The sequence below is a fragment of the Streptomyces sp. NPDC052016 genome (genome assembly GCF_044548445.1).
Lineage (GTDB): Bacteria > Actinomycetota > Actinomycetes > Streptomycetales > Streptomycetaceae > Streptomyces.
The window spans coordinates 14,355-31,111 of the sequence record NZ_JBIUBX010000009.1 but is presented as its reverse complement, the minus strand read 5'-3'; the positions used below and the strand labels follow the sequence as shown (position 1 = coordinate 31,111).

Annotated in this window: 11 protein-coding genes; 5 read left to right on the top strand and 6 right to left on the bottom strand. The window is 73.5% G+C overall.

The window, feature by feature from the left end:
• Positions 1 to 271: 271 nt before the first annotated feature.
• Both ACIHAR_RS13180 and ACIHAR_RS13175 read right to left on the bottom strand, forming a co-directional pair.
• On the bottom strand, positions 272 to 1,447 hold the full coding sequence (locus tag ACIHAR_RS13180) for an LCP family protein (protein WP_400019196.1): 1,176 nt from the start codon (positions 1,445 to 1,447) through the stop codon (positions 272 to 274).
• 713 nt (positions 1,448 to 2,160) lie between these two features.
• Entirely contained in the window at positions 2,161 to 2,919 is a 759-nt protein-coding gene (locus tag ACIHAR_RS13175) for a TIGR03089 family protein (RefSeq protein WP_388758266.1), read from the bottom strand.
• Positions 2,920 to 3,046: 127 nt separating this feature from the next.
• Here ACIHAR_RS13175 and ACIHAR_RS13170 point away from each other — a divergent pair, with 127 nt between their 5' ends.
• Complete coding sequence (locus ACIHAR_RS13170; RefSeq protein WP_400019194.1) at positions 3,047 to 4,603, top strand: N-acetylmuramoyl-L-alanine amidase; 1,557 nt, start codon at positions 3,047 to 3,049, stop codon at positions 4,601 to 4,603.
• 221 nt (positions 4,604 to 4,824) lie between these two features.
• Positions 4,825 to 5,907 carry an NDP-sugar synthase gene (locus ACIHAR_RS13165; RefSeq protein WP_365469021.1) on the top strand — a complete coding sequence of 361 codons (1,083 nt, stop codon included), beginning with the start codon at positions 4,825 to 4,827 and terminating at the stop codon, positions 5,905 to 5,907.
• 150 nt (positions 5,908 to 6,057) lie between these two features.
• Here ACIHAR_RS13165 and ACIHAR_RS13160 read toward each other — a convergent pair whose 3' ends face one another.
• The 4 genes from ACIHAR_RS13160 to ACIHAR_RS13145 all read right to left on the bottom strand — a co-directional run bounded on the left by ACIHAR_RS13160 (position 6,058) and on the right by ACIHAR_RS13145 (position 10,191).
• Complete coding sequence (locus ACIHAR_RS13160) at positions 6,058 to 7,071, bottom strand: DNA-3-methyladenine glycosylase family protein (RefSeq protein ID WP_400019191.1); 1,014 nt, start codon at positions 7,069 to 7,071, stop codon at positions 6,058 to 6,060.
• Positions 7,072 to 7,225: 154 nt separating this feature from the next.
• Positions 7,226 to 8,536 carry a coenzyme F420-0:L-glutamate ligase gene (locus ACIHAR_RS13155; protein WP_365469027.1) on the bottom strand — a complete coding sequence of 437 codons (1,311 nt, stop codon included), beginning with the start codon at positions 8,534 to 8,536 and terminating at the stop codon, positions 7,226 to 7,228.
• On the bottom strand, positions 8,533 to 9,492 hold the full coding sequence (gene cofD / locus ACIHAR_RS13150; RefSeq protein ID WP_400019189.1) for a 2-phospho-L-lactate transferase: 960 nt from the start codon (positions 9,490 to 9,492) through the stop codon (positions 8,533 to 8,535). The genes ACIHAR_RS13155 and cofD overlap by 4 nt, the downstream gene beginning before the upstream one ends.
• 192 nt (positions 9,493 to 9,684) lie before the next feature.
• Entirely contained in the window at positions 9,685 to 10,191 is a 507-nt protein-coding gene (locus ACIHAR_RS13145) for a cysteine dioxygenase (protein WP_400019187.1), read from the bottom strand.
• A 717-nt stretch (positions 10,192 to 10,908) separates the two neighbouring features.
• Between ACIHAR_RS13145 and ACIHAR_RS13140 the strand changes: the two genes are divergently transcribed.
• The 3 genes from ACIHAR_RS13140 (at position 10,909) to ACIHAR_RS13130 (ending at position 16,549) form a co-directional block, all read left to right on the top strand.
• The gene (locus ACIHAR_RS13140; RefSeq protein ID WP_030792866.1) at positions 10,909 to 11,172 is read left to right on the top strand and encodes a WhiB family transcriptional regulator; all 264 of its coding nucleotides are present in this window, start codon (positions 10,909 to 10,911) and stop codon (positions 11,170 to 11,172) included.
• A 212-nt stretch (positions 11,173 to 11,384) separates the two neighbouring features.
• Positions 11,385 to 15,044 carry a glycosyltransferase gene (locus tag ACIHAR_RS13135; protein WP_400019185.1) on the top strand — a complete coding sequence of 1,220 codons (3,660 nt, stop codon included), beginning with the start codon at positions 11,385 to 11,387 and terminating at the stop codon, positions 15,042 to 15,044.
• Positions 15,041 to 16,549 (top strand): DUF5719 family protein, encoded by a 1,509-nt coding sequence (locus tag ACIHAR_RS13130; RefSeq protein WP_365469039.1) that lies wholly within the window; start codon positions 15,041 to 15,043, stop codon positions 16,547 to 16,549. Before ACIHAR_RS13135 ends, ACIHAR_RS13130 begins: the two co-directional genes overlap by 4 nt.
• Positions 16,550 to 16,757 lie beyond the last annotated feature (208 nt).

Here is a 16,757-nt window from a genome sequence, read left to right as displayed (position 1 = left end):
CGGGGCCACGCGGCGCCTTTCCCCCTCATAGGCGCTCGGGTCGTCTCGGTCACTCAGTAACTCAGTGCACGACCCCAGGACGGACCTCGCGGCCGGGTGCACCGGATCGCTCACACTATCCGCCCGGTTCGGCATCGAGCGACGACGGTGACAAATTCCACGTCCCTACAACCGGGCAATCCGTGTCATTTCCTTGGAGTGGAGTTCGTCGGGGGGTTCTCACTTGGCAAGCGCTTTACCCGCGGCGGCCGACCAGCCGCACCTCGGGTGCTTACGTGCAGCTGTCCTCCGCGGCCGTGTTCCCGCGGAAAACGGGCGGCGACGGGGTCGGCGATCCGTACGCGCCGTAGCCGGACGACTGCGCAGAGCCCGAATTCGGGGACGCCGTCCGCGAGACATTCACGGGTGCGTCCTTGCGCAGGAGTTCGAAGAGTTTCTCCGCCTCGGGCTCCACGAGCTGGTCGCGATTCGCGTTGTAGATGTAGGACTCCCGGGGGACGGTCAGGAACTGCACGCGTTCGGTGGGAATGTCGCGCAGGCCGCGCACGAGTTGGTACAGCCCGCGCAGACTCGCCAGATCCGGGTCGGTGGTGAGGGAGGACGTGGCGGCGTCCAGAACGGGATAGAGCTTCACCGGATTCAGCAGGACGTCGTTGCTCTGCACCTTGTTGACGAGCGCACCGAGGAAGCGCTGCTGCCGCTCCATGCGGTCGGTGTCGCTGCCGTTGCCCAGGGACTTGCGCACGCGGACGTACCCGAGGGCCTGCTCGCCGTCGAGGGTCACCCGCCCCGCGGGTAGCCGCAGCCTGGCGTCCTTGTCGCGTATGGGTTCCTTCAGGCACACCTCGACCCCGTCGACGGCGTCGACCATCTCCTTGAACCCGCTGAAGTCGACGACGACGTGGTGGTCGATCCGGATCCCGGTCAATTTCTCCACCGTGCGGATGGTGCAGGCCGAGCCGCCCGTCTGGAAGGCGTAGTTGAACATCGCGAACATCGGCTCGGTCTGCTTCCCGCCCGGCCGCCGGCAACTGGGTACGTCCACCATGAGGTCGCGGGGCAGCGAGACGGCGGTGGCGCTGCGCCGCCCGGCGGCCAGGTGCAGCAGGATCGTCGTGTCCGACCGCTCGGTCCCCGAGTCCCGCCCGTACTTGCGGTTGCCGTCACCCGAACGCGAGTCCGAGCCGATCAGCAGGATGTTCCGCGCACCCTTCACCAGCGCGGTCGGCCGCTCCTTCGCATACCGCGCGAGCTCCGCGGCGGCGGCCTCGTCGGGCGTGATGTTCCCGTCGAGCTTCATGTACACCATCCACCCCGCCACCCCGGTCCCCACGAGGAGCGCGGCGACCGCCCCCGCACCGCCCCGCACCCACCGCCGCCGGCGCCGTCGCGCGAGGCCCGCCCCCTGAGCGGTGGCCCCCGCCCCCGGCCCGAGGGGCCCGGACATGCCTGCGGTACTCCTCACGCCGAAATCCACCCCTCCGGCTCGCCGTACGAACGTGTCGTCCTGCCAACGTCTCGTGCTGCTCCTACGACGATGGCGCGGGCGGGGTGGGGGCGCGGGCGGGGGTGGGCCGAACGGGTGATGCGGTGGGGACGCGGTAGGGCGGGGCGGGGCTGCCGGGGCCCCGGCGTCCGCCCTACCGGGGACGCCGCGGGTCTGCTCGGCGCTCAGCGGGCTCGGCCCGCGGCCTGCTCGGCCTGCGGCGGGCTCGGCCTGCGGCCTGCTCGGCCTGCGGCGGGCTCGGCCCGCGGTCCGGTCGGCCCGCGTCCTGCGCGGCCCTCGGTGGGCTCGGCCCGCGTCCTGCGCGGCCCTCGGCGGGATTGGCGTGCGCGGCCCTCGGCGGGATCGGTCTGGTCGGCCCTCGGCGGGATCTGTCTGGTCGGTCCTCAGCGGGCTCGGCCCGCGGCCTGCTTGGCGTTCAGTGGGCTCGGCCTGCTCGGCCTGCGATCGGCTCGGCCCGAGGTGCGCTCGGCGCAGGTCCGCTTGACCTGAGGCTGGGCCCGGGCCTGCCCGTCGAGGGCCCGCCATGGACGCGTCCCATCCGTCGAGGGCCCGCCATGGACGTCCCGTTCGTCGAGGGCCCGCCATGGACACCTCGTCCGTCGGCGGGCCGGGCCCGGTGGCCTCCGTGGCGCGGGCCCGGCCCGCCGGGTCGCCTAACGAGCCGTGGCCGTCACACGTTCGCTCTCGATGCGCTTGCTCACCGTCTCCTCGGTCGCCTGGTCCAGGTTCCGGCACAGGACCACGGAGCCCCCGCTGGCCAGCGGTGCGTACAGGCCGGCGCTGAGGCCCTCCCAGGTGTCGTACGGCAGGCCCGACAGCAGGCGGGAGCCGGGGCCCGTGAGGCCGAGGTCCGCCGCTTCGGCGCGGGCGCGCTCCACGATCTCCGCGCCCGTGTACTCCGCACCGGCCACGATGAGCGCGGGCGCCTCCGGGTCGACCGGCGCGTACGCGACGAAGCGGTCGCCGTGGCTCGGGACGTCGACGGCGTAGTCGGCGTACCCCTCCGGGGGCGCCGGGACGAACCGCCGGCCGAGCGGCGCGAGGGAGAGCGCGTACCGCTCGCCGCGGCAGGCGAGCCCCGCCTCGAACCGGCCGGGCCCGGCCACGACGTGGTCCGCGCGCGCGGGATCCCCGGCCACGTCGGCGACGACGCCGACCGACGAACAGGCCAGCAGCCACACCGCCGTCTGCCAGTGCGCGGGCAGCAGCAGCGCGACCCGGTCGCCGGGCTCGGCGGAGAGGCCGTCCTGGAGGAGGTTCGCGGTCTTGGCCACCCAATTGGCGAAGGTGGCCACGGACAGTTCGACCCGCTCGCCGGTGGCGTCGTCGTAGAAGGTCACCAGCGGGCGCGCGGGATCCGCGGCGAGCGCGGAACGCAGCAGGTCGGCAGGGGTGCGATCAGTGGCGTTCACCCGCGCAAGCGTACGCGCCGCAGGTGCCGAACTCGTGCTGCCGGGCCACCGGTTCGGCGGAACGAGTTCGACGGCCCGTCAATTCCTCGATGTGCGGATGAGTACGGGTATGTCCACGATCAGTGGCATGCGTGGATTGCTTGCTACCTCGATCGGCGTCACCTGCGCGGCGGCCCTCGCCCTTCCGCTGACGCCACCCGCCACCGCGGTGACGGCGCGACCGGCGCCGTCCACGGAGACGGCGACCGCCGGCGTCCGGGCGACCAGCCCCGCCGCCCCGCTCCCCGGCAGCACACAGTCGCTGCCCCTGACCCCCCTCGCCCCCGACCGCTCCCTCGGCGGGGCCCACGGCCTGCCCCGCAGGGACGTACGTCCCTTCTCCCTCGTGGGCGTCGTCTGGAACGACCCCGACGCGGAACTGCACGGCCGTGTCCAGGTCCGCACCCGCGCCACCGGCACCGGCACCTGGTCGGGCTGGCGGGACCTCGAGACCCACAACGCCGACCACGGCGCCGACCCCGACACCTCAGAACGCGCCTCGGCACAGGTCCGCGGCGCCACCGCCCCCCTCTGGGTGGGCGACTCCGACGGCGTGGAGGTCCGCGTCACCCCCGCCGCCGACGTCCGTTCACAGGGCACCGCCCGCGGCCCCCGCACGGCGACGGCCGCCCCGCTCCCCTCGGGCCTGCGCCTGGAGCTCGTCGACCCCGGAAAGCCCGCTCCCAAGGCGGGCGCCGCCGGCCACGCTCCCGCCGGCCACGCTCCCGCCGGCCCGCTCGGCGGCCGCGCCGCAACCGCCCTCGGCCCGGTGACCGCCCCGGTTGCGGCATCTGACACTCGCTCGGTGTCTGACCCCGGTTCGGTGACCGCCCCCGGTTCGGTGACCGCCCCCGTTCCGGTGGACGCCAGAGACGCGGTGGCCGCGAAGACCTCGCAGGCGACCGCCGCCTCCGCCGCCAACCAGGACGTCGCCCCACTCGGCGCCACACAGATCCCCGCACTCGACCGTTCGGCCACCGAACGCGAGCTCGTGACCCTGCGCGGCACCGACCTGACGGACGCTCAGCGCGCGAAGCCGTACATCGGCCCCCGCCCGGGCATCGTCACGCGCCGCGGCTGGGGCGCCGACGAGAACCTCAGGGAGTCCGGCTTCCGCTACACGACGAAGGTCAAGGCGGCCTTCGTGCACCACACCGCGTCGGGCAACAACTACACGTGCTCCCAGGCGCCCTCCGTCATCCGCGGTATCTACCGCTACCACGTCAGGAGCATGGGCTGGAGGGACATCGGCTACAACTTCCTCGTCGACAAGTGCGGCAACATCTACGAGGGCCGCGCCGGGGGAGTGACCAAGCCGGTCCTGGGCGCCCACACCCTCGGGTTCAACTCCAACAGCATGGGGATCGCGGTCATCGGCACGTTCACCTCCACCAAGCCGTCCGCGTCCGCGGTGACGGCCGTCGCCCGTCTGACGGCCTGGAAGTTGGGTCTGTTCGGGGCCAATCCGCGCGGAAAGACATACCTGAAGTCCGGGGGTGGCAATCTCTACGCAAAAGGTAAGAACGTACGACTGAACGTGATCTCCGGCCACCGGGACGGCTTCGCCACGGAATGCCCAGGACGGCACCTCTACGGCAAGCTCGGCTCGGCCCGGTCGTCGGCGGCCCGCTACCAGGGTCGTTGAGGCGGCGGGCCAGGGACGCCCGGGGCCTGGGGAGGCCCCGGCGAACCCTGGAGGAGCGGAGTCACGTCCAGTGGGGGGCACATTCCACAGCCGTCGGGGGGACAGCGCATGGAACACCGCGTGCAACACCGCACGGCCATCGAAATTGCCACGCAACGGTCTGCATACACTGGCCGGCCGAAAGACAGTTCGGCCGGTCCCGGCAGGAAGCAGAGACGAAGGTGACAGAAGCGATCCTCCTGGTCGGCGGCAAGGGCACCCGGCTGCGCCCGCTCACGGTGCACACGCCCAAGCCCATGGTCAGGGCGGCAGGCGTGCCGTTCCTGACGCACCAGCTGGCGCGGGCGAGAGCGGCAGGCGTGGACCACATCGTCCTCGCGACGAGCTATCTCGCGGAGGTCTTCGAACCGTACTTCGGCGACGGCTCGTCGCTGGGCCTCCACATCGAGTACGTCACGGAGGAGGAGCCCCTCGGCACGGGCGGCGCCATCCGCAACGTCGCGTCCCGCCTGCACTCGGGCCCCGACGACCCGGTCCTCGTCTTCAACGGTGACATCCTCACGGGCCTCGACATCGGCAGGCTGGTCGCCACCCACGAGGAGACGTCCGCGGACGTCTCCCTCCACCTGACCAAGGTGACCGACCCACGCGCCTACGGCCTGGTTCCCACGGACGACACGGGCAAGGTCCTGGCCTTCCTGGAGAAGCCGCAGACTCCCGAGGAGATCGTCACCGACCAGATCAACGCGGGCGCCTACGTCTTCCGCCGCTCGGTCATCGACACGATCCCCCTGGGCCGCCCGGTCTCGGTGGAACGGGAGACCTTCCCCGACCTGCTGTCGGCGGGAGCGCACCTGCAGGGCATGGTCGACTCGACGTACTGGCTGGACCTCGGTACCCCGGCGGCCTTCGTCCGGGGCTCCGCGGACCTGGTCCTCGGCCGGGCCCCGTCCCCCGCGGTCCCCGGCCGCTGCGGCGACCGCCTGATCCTCCCGACGGCCACCGTCGCCCCCGACGCGAAGCTGACGGGCGGCACGGTGGTGGGCGAGGGGGCGTTCGTCGCGGAGGGCGCGCGCGTCTTCGGCTCCACGATCCTGCCGGGCGCGGTGATCGAGCCGGGCGCGGTCATCACCGACTCGCTCATCGGCACCCGCGCCCGCGTCGGCGAACGCTCCGTCCTCACCGGCACGGTCATCGGCGACGGCGCGGTCGTCGGCCCCGACAACGAACTCCGCGAGGGCGCCCGGGTGTGGTGCGACGTCCGCATCCCGGCGGGGGCGGTGCGGTTCTCCTCCGACCAGTAGCGTCCGCCACCGAGGACGACACAGAACGCCGGCCGGGCTGATGAAGCCCGGCCGGCGTTCGAGGACGAGGACGGGGTTTTCACCTGTCTCGGTCGGTCAGGAGCGCGGGGCTGCGGGAGCGGAACAACCCCATGGCGACCCCGACGCCCCTCACAGCCGCCCGATGTCCCCCACCGGCATCCGCGGCGCGCGCCGCGGCGGCACCTGCCCGCTCAGCAGGATCAGCCGAGCCGCCCGGTGCCGCTGCCCGGCATACGGCTCCAGCAACGACAACATCGCGGCGTCGTCCGCCGTCCGGTCCCCGGCCAGCGCCCACCCCACGATCCCCGGCAGGTGCAGATCGCCCACGGTCACCGCGTCCGCCGCCCCGTGACTGCGCTGCACCGTCTCCGCCGACGTCCACGGCCCGATCCCCGGCACGATCTCCAACCGCGCCTGCGCGGCCTCCGGCGACATGCCCACCGCCTCCTCGAGCCGCCGCGCCACCCGCACCGCCCGCAGAATCGTCGACGCCCGCTTGTTGTCGACCCCGGCCCGATGCCACTCCCAGGACGGAATGAGCGCCCATGTCCGAGGAGCCGGCATCACCCACAACCGCCCGCCCGCCGCGGGCCCCGGCGCCGGTTCCCCGAACTTCCGCACCAGCAGCCGCCACGCCCGGTACGCCTCGACGGTCGTGACCTTCTGCTCCAGGACCGACGGGATCAACGACTCCAGCACCAGCCCGGTCCGCGTCAACCGCAACCCGGGCCTGCGGTGCCGCGCCATCGCCACCACCCGGTGCCGCGGCACGAAGGCCGCCGGATCGTCCGAGGCCCCGAGCATCTCCGGCAGCTGCTCCAACAGCCACTCCGCGCCGGGCCCCCAGGCCTCACCGCGCACCGCGCCACGCCCGGACGCCACGGAGACCCGCAGCGTCCCGGGCCCGACGGGCGTCAGACTGGCCCGCCACACCGAGCCGTCGGGCAGGGCACAGAAGGTGGGATCCCCGGGCCCCCGTCTGAGCGGCCCCAGCACGAGCCCCAGATCGAGCGGCCCCTCCGGCACCCACGTCCGCACGCGCCCCGCCGCCGGACCGGCCTGCCGCGGCACCCCCGCGGGCACGCCTACATGGCCCCCGCGCACGGTAGTACGCGTGGGCCGCGGAGCGAATCGTCCAGACACGGATGAGCTCCCGGGAAGGTTGGGGGAGAAGCGCGGGAGAAGACAAGCGGGAGAAGAGAAGAAGACGGATGAGGAGAGGTACGACCAGCACCCTATGACGAGGATGCCGGGGACCAATGAGGGTAGGCCCCCGGGGCAGGTCCACGCGCGCGTCTCACCGCACTTCCACGAACGCCCCCGCATCCCGCTCCGGCCGGACCTTCGGTTCCTCCGCCGGGTGCCCGACCGCGACCGCCCCCATCGGATCCCAGTCCCGCGGCAGCTCCAGCACCTCCCGCACCACGTCACGGCAGAACATCGTGGAGGACACCCAGGCCGAGCCCAGCCGCTCCCCGGCCAGCGCGACCAGGAAGTTCTGCACCCCGGCGCCGGTGGCGACCACGAACATCTCCCGCTCGGCCCCGTCACGGCGCGGGTCCCCGTACGTGTGGGACCCGTCCATCACGAGACACGGAACCACCAGGTAGGGCGCGTTCCGCAGGACGTCCCCGCGCCGCACCCGCTTGGCGATGGACTCCTCGCTCTTGCCGTCCCGCCGCAGGTCCGCGATCCAGGCGTCCCGCATGGCGTCCAGCAGACGGACCCGCGACTCCCGCGACTCCAGCAGCACGAAGCGCCACGGCGTGGTGTGGTGCGGAGCCGGCGCCGTGACGGCCGCGGCGACGGCCCGGCGTACCGCACCCGGGTCCACGGGCTCGTCCGTGAAGGACCGCACGGTGCGCCGCTGGGTGACCGCCAGCCGGACCGCCTCGGACGTACCGAGCCGGAACATGTCGTCGCGGGCGCCGCGCACCATGGCCCGGGCGCCCTCCCCGTCGCTGTCGGCGACCACGTGCGGCAGCCCGCGGACCACGGCGACGGGCAGCCCGGCGGCCTTGCCCTTCACCAGGTCGCCCGCGGCGGCCAACTCGTCGGCGGTCGCGACGACGGTGGCGCCGAGCGGGTTGCCGTGGGCGTCCGTGCCCCCGCGCAGATCGTCGAGCACGCGGACGCCGGCGGCTCCGATCGCCACGTCCGTGAGCCCCGCGCGCCAGGGCCGGCCGAAGGTGTCGGTGACGACGACGCCCACGTCGACGCCGAGGGCGTCGCGCAGGCCGTCGCGGATCGCGCGCGCGGACGCGTCCGGGTCCTCCGGCAGCAGCAGCACCGTCCCGGCGGGTGTGTTGGACGCGTCGACCCCGGCGGCCGCCATCACCAGACCCTGCCGGTTCTCGACGATCCGCAGCGTCCCGCGCCGGGCCACGACCCGGACGGTCTCGGCGTCGATCGCGGCCTCCCGGTCGCCCGCGCGGACGACGCGGCCCTCCGCCTTGGACACGATCTTCGAGGTGACCAGCAGCACGTCCCCGTCGGCGAGCCCCGGCTCGGCCGCGGCGATCAGCTTGGCGAGGTCGTCCCCGGCCTGCACCTCGGGCAGACCCGGCACGGCCCAGACCCGGTAGCCGTTCTCGCGCGCGTCGCTCATGCCCCGCGCACCTCCTCCGCCAGCGCCAGCGCCTCCCGGGCCATCCGCGCGGCCGCGTCGACGTCGGTCATCATCAGCGGCACGGCCCGGCAGCGGATCCCGGCGGCCTCGACCCGCTCCACCACGCCCGCGTCCACGGTGTCCACGAGCCAGCCGTCGAGCAGCCCCGAGCCGTAGTGCTCGGCGACCGCCGCGGCCGTCGACTCCACGCCGACCGCCGCGAGCACCTTGTCCGCCATGCCCCGCACGGGTGCGTCCCCCACGATGGGCGACAGCCCCACCACCGGCACCCCGGCGTCGGCGATCGCCTCCCGGATGCCGGGCACGGCGAGGATCGTGCCGACGGAGACGACCGGGTTCGACGGAGGGAAGAGGATGACGTCCGCCTGGGCGATCGCCTCCAGCACACCCGGCGCCGGCTTGGCCTGCTCCGCGCCGACCGGGACGATCGCCTCGGCCGGTACCGACGCCCGCAGGCGGACCCAGTACTCCTGGAAGTGGACGGCCTTGCGCTCGCCGTCGACCACCACCGCGACATGCGTCTCGACGCGGTCGTCGGTCATCGGGATCAGCCGAACGCCCGGCTTCCACCGGTCGCACAGCGCCTCGGTCACCGCGCTCAGCGGATACCCGGCTCCGATCATCTGCGTCCGCACGATGTGGGTGGCGAAATCCCGGTCGCCCAGCCCGAACCACTCGGGCCCGACGCCGTACGCCGCGAGCTCCTCCTTCAGGTGGAAGGTCTCGTCGGACCGCCCCCAGCCCTGCTCCTCGTTGATACCGCCGCCGAGCGTGTACATCACCGTGTCGAGGTCCGGGCAGACCTTCAGCCCGAAGAGGTGGATGTCGTCCCCGGTGTTGCCGATGACCGTGATGTCGGCGTCCGGCACGGCCCGCTTGAGACCGCGCAGGAACCGGGCACCACCGATGCCGCCTGCCAGAACCACAATGCGCATTGCACCAGTGTGTCAGCCGCCGGGCAGGGGCGTTGAGGGACGGTGGCAGGCGACGGGCGGGCGGTCCGGCAGGTTGCCACAGCACCTCTTGCGCCGGTCGTTGTGAGGCGGTCACGCGTGTACGGCGACCCGTAGCGCCGGTCGCCGTGGAGGCGGCACGGGGTGTACGGCGACCCGTAGCGCGCGTCGCCGTCAGGCGGTCACGGCCCGCGGCTCGGCACGCCCCTCGCAGTGGGGGGCGGTGTGCATCGGCATCTCGGTCAGGCCGGGGAAGTAGACGTGCAGGCTGACCGCCGGCTCCAGCGCGTCGTTGACGACCTCGTGCGCGTAGCCCGGCGCGAAGACGCGCTGCGCCCCCGCCCCCAACCCGCGCGTGCCCCGCTCGGTCCGCTCGGTGAGCGTGCCCTCCAGGACGGTCAGCACACCGGAGGAACGGCCGTGGTCGTGCAGCCCGCTGCCCTGCCCGGGCACCCAGGACAGCAGCCACACCTCGTAGCCGGGGCCGGTGCGCAGCCGGTGGTACCAGCGGGTCGTCGCGTCGTAGCGGACGAGGTGCTCCCACTGGGAGCGGTCGGCGGCGAGGGAGCGGGCCAGGCCGACGAACTCGGCGACGGTGGCCGGGTGCTCGCGCGGAGCCTGGAGGAGGTGCGGGACTTCGAGGATGTCGCCGGCGATCTGGAGGTCGCTGTCGCTGTTCATGGGTGCGGTGGTTCCTCGGCGGAAGAGGGTGCGGGGGGCTGGGTGTCGCGTGCCGTCCGCCCGGTCAGGGGGCGACAGGGGTGCCCGGGTCCGGGCGCGGGAACAAGCAGCCGAGTCGCGGGGGACTCAGGGATCAGCCGGAGCGCGTCGGGCTCAACAGCTGGAACAGCAACAACAGCTACAGCGAGCGCGGGCAGCACCGTGGGACCCGGCGGTGCGGGTCGAGGTGAGTGCCAAGTTCGCGAGCATGCCCACAAGGACAGCGGTTCACACCTTCTGTGTCAACTCGGTGGCCGGTATGTGGGACGGGTTCACCTCTTCCGGTTCATCTGCGCGATGAAAGGTTTGTGCACGCACTCACCGGGACACATGGCGCACATGCCGGGCGCGCAAGGCCCGTTGCGATCCCGTGATCCGACTGTGATCCGGTTCGCTTCCGCGCGCGTGTCGGAACGGGATCGAACTCCTGGGCGTCCTTTCCCGTACAAGCGTTGTGCGGGGACGAGGCCCTCCGGGGCTCCCTCTGCGTGTCGAGGTTTATGGCGATTTGAACACTTACCGCACGGCCTTGGTTCCGCAGAGTGAATAAGGGGCTCAATAGCAGATCTCGGCTTGACTCGCCCGGAGCAGCACACTTGTAATTTCACTCGTGTCGTTCAGCCGGAATCGGTAACGGCCACGTCACGGGGAACGCGAAAGACAGAGCGAGGGGCGCACATGACCGAGCTGGTGCAGCAACTGCTGGTCGACGACGCGGGCGAGGAACTCGGCTGGCAGGAGCGCGCACTGTGCGCCCAGACCGACCCCGAGTCCTTCTTCCCCGAGAAGGGCGGCTCCACCCGCGAGGCCAAGAAGGTCTGCCTCGCGTGCGAGGTCCGCTCGGAGTGCCTGGAGTACGCCCTCGCCAACGACGAGCGCTTCGGCATCTGGGGCGGCCTGTCCGAACGGGAGCGCCGCCGACTGAAGAAGGCGGCCGTCTGAGAGACCGACCGCGAAGACGGCCGAAAACCGCCCGTACACATCCGCAACACGTCCGCCGGACGTTGCGAAAGGCCCGTCGCAGGTGGCTTGTCCACAGGCGGCGGGCCGTCTTCATGCCCAGCCGATAGTGTGGTCGCTCGTCCGAGACGCCCCGCCGCCCCCACACGGCACTGGCGTCCACCGCAGTCCATCGAACCGGGGCCCGTACCTCGATGACCGTGCACAGCCACACGGCAGCCCACGACAGTGCTGCCACGCCTGAGTTCCCGCGTCACGTCGTGACCGCGGTCCTCGTCTCCCACGACGGCGCCCGCTGGCTGCCCGACGCGCTCGCCGGGCTGCTCGGCCAGGAGCGCCCCGTCCAGTCCGTCGTGGCCGCCGACACCGGCAGCGCGGACGACTCCGCACAGCTCGTCGCCGACGCCATCGGCGCCGACCGCGTCCTGCACCTCGCCCGGCGGACGGGTTTCGGCCAGGCCGTCGAGGAGGCCAACCGCACGGCGCCGGTCCTCACTCCCGAGGAACTGCCATACCTGAAGCGCCCCAGCGGCTGGGACCCCGTCACCCGCACCTGGCGTGACGACGCCTACGACCTGCCCGAGCTGCCGCACGGCGAGCCCGTCCAGTGGCTGTGGCTGCTGCACGACGACTGCGCCCCCGCCCCCGACGCCCTGGCCGAACTGCTGCGCGTCGTCGACAACGAACACGAGCTCGGCCGCGACGACGTGGCCGTCGTCGGCCCCAAGCTCCGCGGCTGGTACGACCGCCGCCAGCTCCTCGAGGTCGGCGTCACCATCGCGCACTCCGGCCGCCGTTGGACCGGTCTCGACCGGCGCGAGCAGGACCAGGGCCAGCACGACCACATCCGCCCCGTGCTGTCCGTGTCCACCGCCGGCATGCTCGTCCGCCGCGACGTCTTCGAGGAACTCGGCGGCTTCGACCGGCGCCTCCCCCTCATGCGCGACGACGTCGACCTGTGCTGGCGCGCGCACGCCGCCGGCCACCGCGTCCTCGTCGCCCCCGACGCCGTCGTACGACACGCCGAAGCCGCCTCCCGGGAGCGGCGCACGGTCGACTGCGCGGGCCGCACCACGGCCTCCCCCCACAAGGTCGACAAGGCGGGCGCCGTCTACACCCTCCTCGTCAACAGCCGTACGGCGCTGCTGCCCTGGATCCTGGTCCGCCTGGTCGTCGGCACGCTCCTGCGGACCCTCGCCTACCTCGTCGGCAAGGTGCCCGGACAGGCGGTCGACGAGGTCCGCGGCCTGCTCGGCACCCTGCTGCGGCCCGAGCGGATCGTCGCCGGACGGCGCAGCCGCGGAAAACCTAAGGTCGACAAGGACGAACTCAGGCCGCTGTTCCCGCCGCCCGGCGCGACCGTGCGGGCCACCGTCGAGCAGGTCGCCGGCAACTTCCTCGGTGCCTCCGACGCCGAGACCACCACGGGCGCCGGCCGGCACGGCGGCGGCATCGAATCCGGTCCCGGCGGCGACGACGCCGACTTCCTGGAGATCGAGCAGTTCGCCCGCCTCAAGCGCATCGCGCGCAAGCCCGGCCCGGTGCTCTTCCTGGTGCTGCTGCTCGTCTCCCTGGTCGCCTGCCGCAACCTCCTGGGCGGCGGCGCGCTCGCGGGCGGCGCCCTGCTGCCCGCCCCGGCCGACGCCTCCGACCTGTGGTCGCGCTATCTCGACGCCTGGCACCCGGTGGGCGCCGGCGGCACTTCGTCCGCCCCGCCCTACCTCGCGATCGTCGCGCTGCTGGCCTCGCTGCTGTTCGGCTCGACCGGCCTCGCCGTCACCGTCCTGCTCGTCTGCTCGGTGCCGCTGGCCGGCCTCACCGCCTACTTCGCCTCCCGGCCCCTGGTGGAGTCCCGCCTCCTGCGCGCGTGGGGCGCGATCGTCTACGCCTTCCTCCCCGCCGCCACCGGCGCCCTCGCCGGCGGCCGCATCGGCACCGCCGTCCTGGCCGTCGTGCTGCCGCTCATCGCGCGCGCGGGCGTCGCCGCGAGCGGCCTGGCCCACTCCTCCGGAGCGCGCGGCAGCTGGCGGGCCACCTGGGCGTACGCGCTGCTGCTGACCGTCACCACCGCGTTCACGCCGATCGTCTGGCCGGTCGCCCTGGTGCTCGGCCTCGCCGTCCTCGCCGTGCGCCGCACCGACATCACCGCCTACGGCCTGCGCTTCCTGGCCCAGCTCGGCACGCCCCTGCTGCTCCTCGCGCCGTGGTCGCTGACGCTGCTGCCGCTCGGCTTCTTCACCGAGGCCGGCCTGGAGTACGGCCCGTCGACGGCCTCCGCGACCGACCTGCTCGGCGCGAGCCCCGGCGGACCCGGCACGGTCAGCGGACTGATGCTCATCGGCGTCGTCCTGGCCGCGCTGGCCGCCCTGTTGCGCGCGGAGCGCCAGGCCGGCATCTGGACGGCCTGGGCGGTCGCCCTGGTGGGACTGGTCTTCGCCGTCCTGTCCAACAGCTCCACCTGGGCCGGCCCCGCCACCCTCGTCTACGGCATCGCCCTGCTCGCCGCCGCCGTCATGGGCGCCGAGGGAGCCCGCGCGCGGGTCGCCGAGCAGAGCTTCGGCTGGCGCCAGCCGGTCGCCGCCCTCGTCGCCCTCGCCGCCGCCGTCGGCCCGCTGCTCGTCGCCGCGGGCTGGATGATCGGCGGCGCCGACGGCCCGCTGGAGCGCCGCGACCCCGTCCAGGTGCCCGCGTTCGTCGCCGAGGAGGCCGGCACCCGCGACCAGGCCCGCACCCTGGTCCTCGACAGCGACTCCGCCGCCCACGTCGGCTACATGCTGGTGCGCGGCTCCGGCGCCCGCCTCGGCGACGCCGAACTCGCCGCCGCCGACGGCGACAACGCCACGCTCGACAAGGTCGTCGCCAACCTGGTCGCCGGCTCCGGCGCCGACCAGGCCGACCAACTGGGCAAGTTCGCCGTGCGCTACGTCCTCGTCCACAAGGGCGCGCCCCGCGAGGTCACCCGCGTCCTCGACGCCACGCCCGGCCTGTCCCGCCTCAGCCAGCAGGACGGCAGCGCCCTGTGGCGGGTGGACCAGGAGGTCGCCCGCGCCGCGATCGTCGCCGCGTCCGGCAAGGGCGCGCCGACGCCCGTCGCCGCGGGCCCCGTCGACGTCCACACCACGCTCCCGGACGGCTCCGACGGCCGGATCCTGCGGCTGGCCGACGCCGCCGCCGACGGCTGGACCGCCACCCTGGACGGCGAGCCGCTCACCCGCACCACCGTCGACGGCTGGGCCCAGGGCTTCGAACTCCCCGCCTCCGGCGGCCGGCTGGACGTCACCTACGACGATCCGTTCACCCACACCGCCTGGCTGTGGGCCCAGGGCTTCCTCGCCCTGGTGCTCGTCGTCCTCGCCCTGCCCGGCCGGCGCCGCGACGTCGACGACGACCTCCCCGAGGAGCAGGTCCTGCCCGCGCAGGCCACCGAGGGCGAGGGCCGCCGCGCCCGCCGCCTGCGCGCCCAGGCCGAGACCGAGGAAGCCGCCCAGGACGAGGACGTCCCGTCCCCTCCCCAGGAGGAGACCCCGGTCGCGATCCCGCAACAGCAGTCCCATGCCGGGTGGGAGACGCCGAGCTACGCGGGCGCCGAATACGGCGCCTACGGCAACGAGCAGTACCAGGGCACCCCGCAGCAGTACCCGGCCGGCGGCTACGACCAGGCCTACGACCCCTACCGGGCGGGCCAGTACGACCCGTACGCCTACGACGGCCGGACCCAGGGCGCGTACGACCCGAACCAGCAGCCGGGCTACGACCCGTCGTCGTACGGCCAGGGCGGCTACGACCCCTCCTACGACCCGGCACAGCACCCCCACGGCACCGGCAGTGAGCGCCCCGACGGGAGCCAGCAGTGAACCGCACCACCCTGTCCCTGATCGCCGGCACGGCCGCGCTCGCCGCCGTCACCGGCTTCGCCGCGCTCACCGAGCCGGCCGCCCCCGCCACGGACACCGCCAAGGCGGCCAAGGCGGCCGCCGTGCTGCCCGTGGAGCGCACCAGCCTGCTCTGCCCGGCCCCCAGCAGCTCCGACCTCGCGGAGACGACGTACACGTCCTTCACGCCCGTCACCAAGGGAACGGGAAACGACGGCACGGCCGAACTCCAGTCCGCCACCGGCCAGTCCGCCGACGCCGGGAGCGCCGCGGACGACGAGGAGAAGACCGCGGCCAAACCCGTCCTCACCCCCAAGACCCCCGGCACGCCCGTCACCGGGGAGACCTCCGGCGGCGAGGCGCCCGCGCTGGTGGGCACCGCCGAGGGCAGGTTCGCGCCCGGATGGACCCTCCAGGAGACCACCCAGGTCGCCGCGGGCACCGGCCGCGGCCTGCTCGGCGTCACCTGCACCGCGCCCGACACCGAGTTCTGGTTCCCGGGCGTCAGCACGGCGGTCGACCGCACGGACTACGTCCACCTCACCAACCCGGACGACTCAGCCGCCGTCGCCGACATCGAGCTCTACGGCAAGGACGGCGCCGTGGCGACCACGGTGGGGGAGGGCCTCACGATCCCGGCGCACTCCAGCGAGCCGATCCTGCTGTCCACGCTCACCGACGAGAAGCAGGACGACCTCACCGTCCACGTCAACGTGCGCAGCGGGCGGGTCGGCGCCGCCGTCCAGGCCCTGGACGACAAGCTCGGCGGCGACTGGCTGGCCGCGTCCACCGATCCGGCGGGCAGCCTGGTCGTCCCCGGCATCCCCAAGGACGCCACGGCCGTCCGCCTGGTCGCCTTCGCGCCGGACGACGGCGACGCCGACCTGAAGGTCCAACTCGCCTCCGCCTCCGGCCTGATCACCCCCGCCGGGCAGGAGACGCTGCACGTCAAGGCGGGCATGACGACCGCCGTCGACCTCGGCGACATCACACGCGGGGAGCCCGGCTCCCTGGTGCTGACCCCCACCGACCGGTCGGTGCCGGTCGTCGCGGCCGTCCGGGTCGTGCGCGGCAAGGGCGAGAAGCAGGAGTCGGCGTTCATCCCGGCCGCGAGCCCGGTCGGCACGCGGGCGTCCGCCGCGGACAACGGCGCCAAGAACGCCACGCTGTCCCTGACCGCCCCCCAGGGCACCGCCAAGGTGAAGGTCACCGCCTCCGCCGGCAGCGGGGGAGGAACGGCGGCCTCCCAGACGTACACGATCAAGTCCGGCACCACCCAGGACGTCCAACTCCCCGTCCCCGCCGGCCTTAAGGGCACCTACGCCCTGACCGTGGAACCCCTCACCGACACCCCGGTCTACGCCTCCCGCACCCTGACACAGACGATCGGCGGCGTCCCGGGCTTCACGATCCAGACCCTGCCGGACGACAGGGGAACGGTGGCAGTACCAAAAGCAGAAGAGGACCTGACGGTCCTCCAGAAGTAGAACCACCCCCGCCCACCCGCGGGTCGTCGTGCCGTGAGTGCCGTCCCACCGCCCGCGGCCGGGGCTCGTTCGAGCCGTCCACTCGCGGACGCGGCCGGTTCGCGCCCTCCATCCGCGGGTCGTCGTGCCGTGAGTGCCGTCCCACCGCCCGCGGCCGGGGCTCGTTCGAGCCGTCCACTCGCGGACGCGGCCGGTTCGCGCCCTCCAT

Bases quoted from the DNA above. Each gene is read 5' to 3' on its own strand.
- ACIHAR_RS13145 (WP_400019187.1), bottom strand. From the start codon at position 10,191: ATGAACAGCGACAGCGACCTCCAGATCGCCGGCGACATCCTCGAAGTC.
- ACIHAR_RS13155 (WP_365469027.1), bottom strand. From the start codon at position 8,536: ATGAGCGACGCGCGCGAGAACGGCTACCGGGTCTGGGCCGTGCCGGGT.
- ACIHAR_RS13140 (WP_030792866.1), top strand. From the start codon at position 10,909: ATGACCGAGCTGGTGCAGCAACTGCTGGTCGACGACGCGGGCGAGGAA.
- cofD (WP_400019189.1), bottom strand. From the start codon at position 9,492: ATGCGCATTGTGGTTCTGGCAGGCGGCATCGGTGGTGCCCGGTTCCTG.
- ACIHAR_RS13170 (WP_400019194.1), top strand. From the start codon at position 3,047: ATGCGTGGATTGCTTGCTACCTCGATCGGCGTCACCTGCGCGGCGGCC.
- ACIHAR_RS13135 (WP_400019185.1), top strand. From the start codon at position 11,385: ATGACCGTGCACAGCCACACGGCAGCCCACGACAGTGCTGCCACGCCT.
- ACIHAR_RS13180 (WP_400019196.1), bottom strand. From the start codon at position 1,447: ATGTCCGGGCCCCTCGGGCCGGGGGCGGGGGCCACCGCTCAGGGGGCG.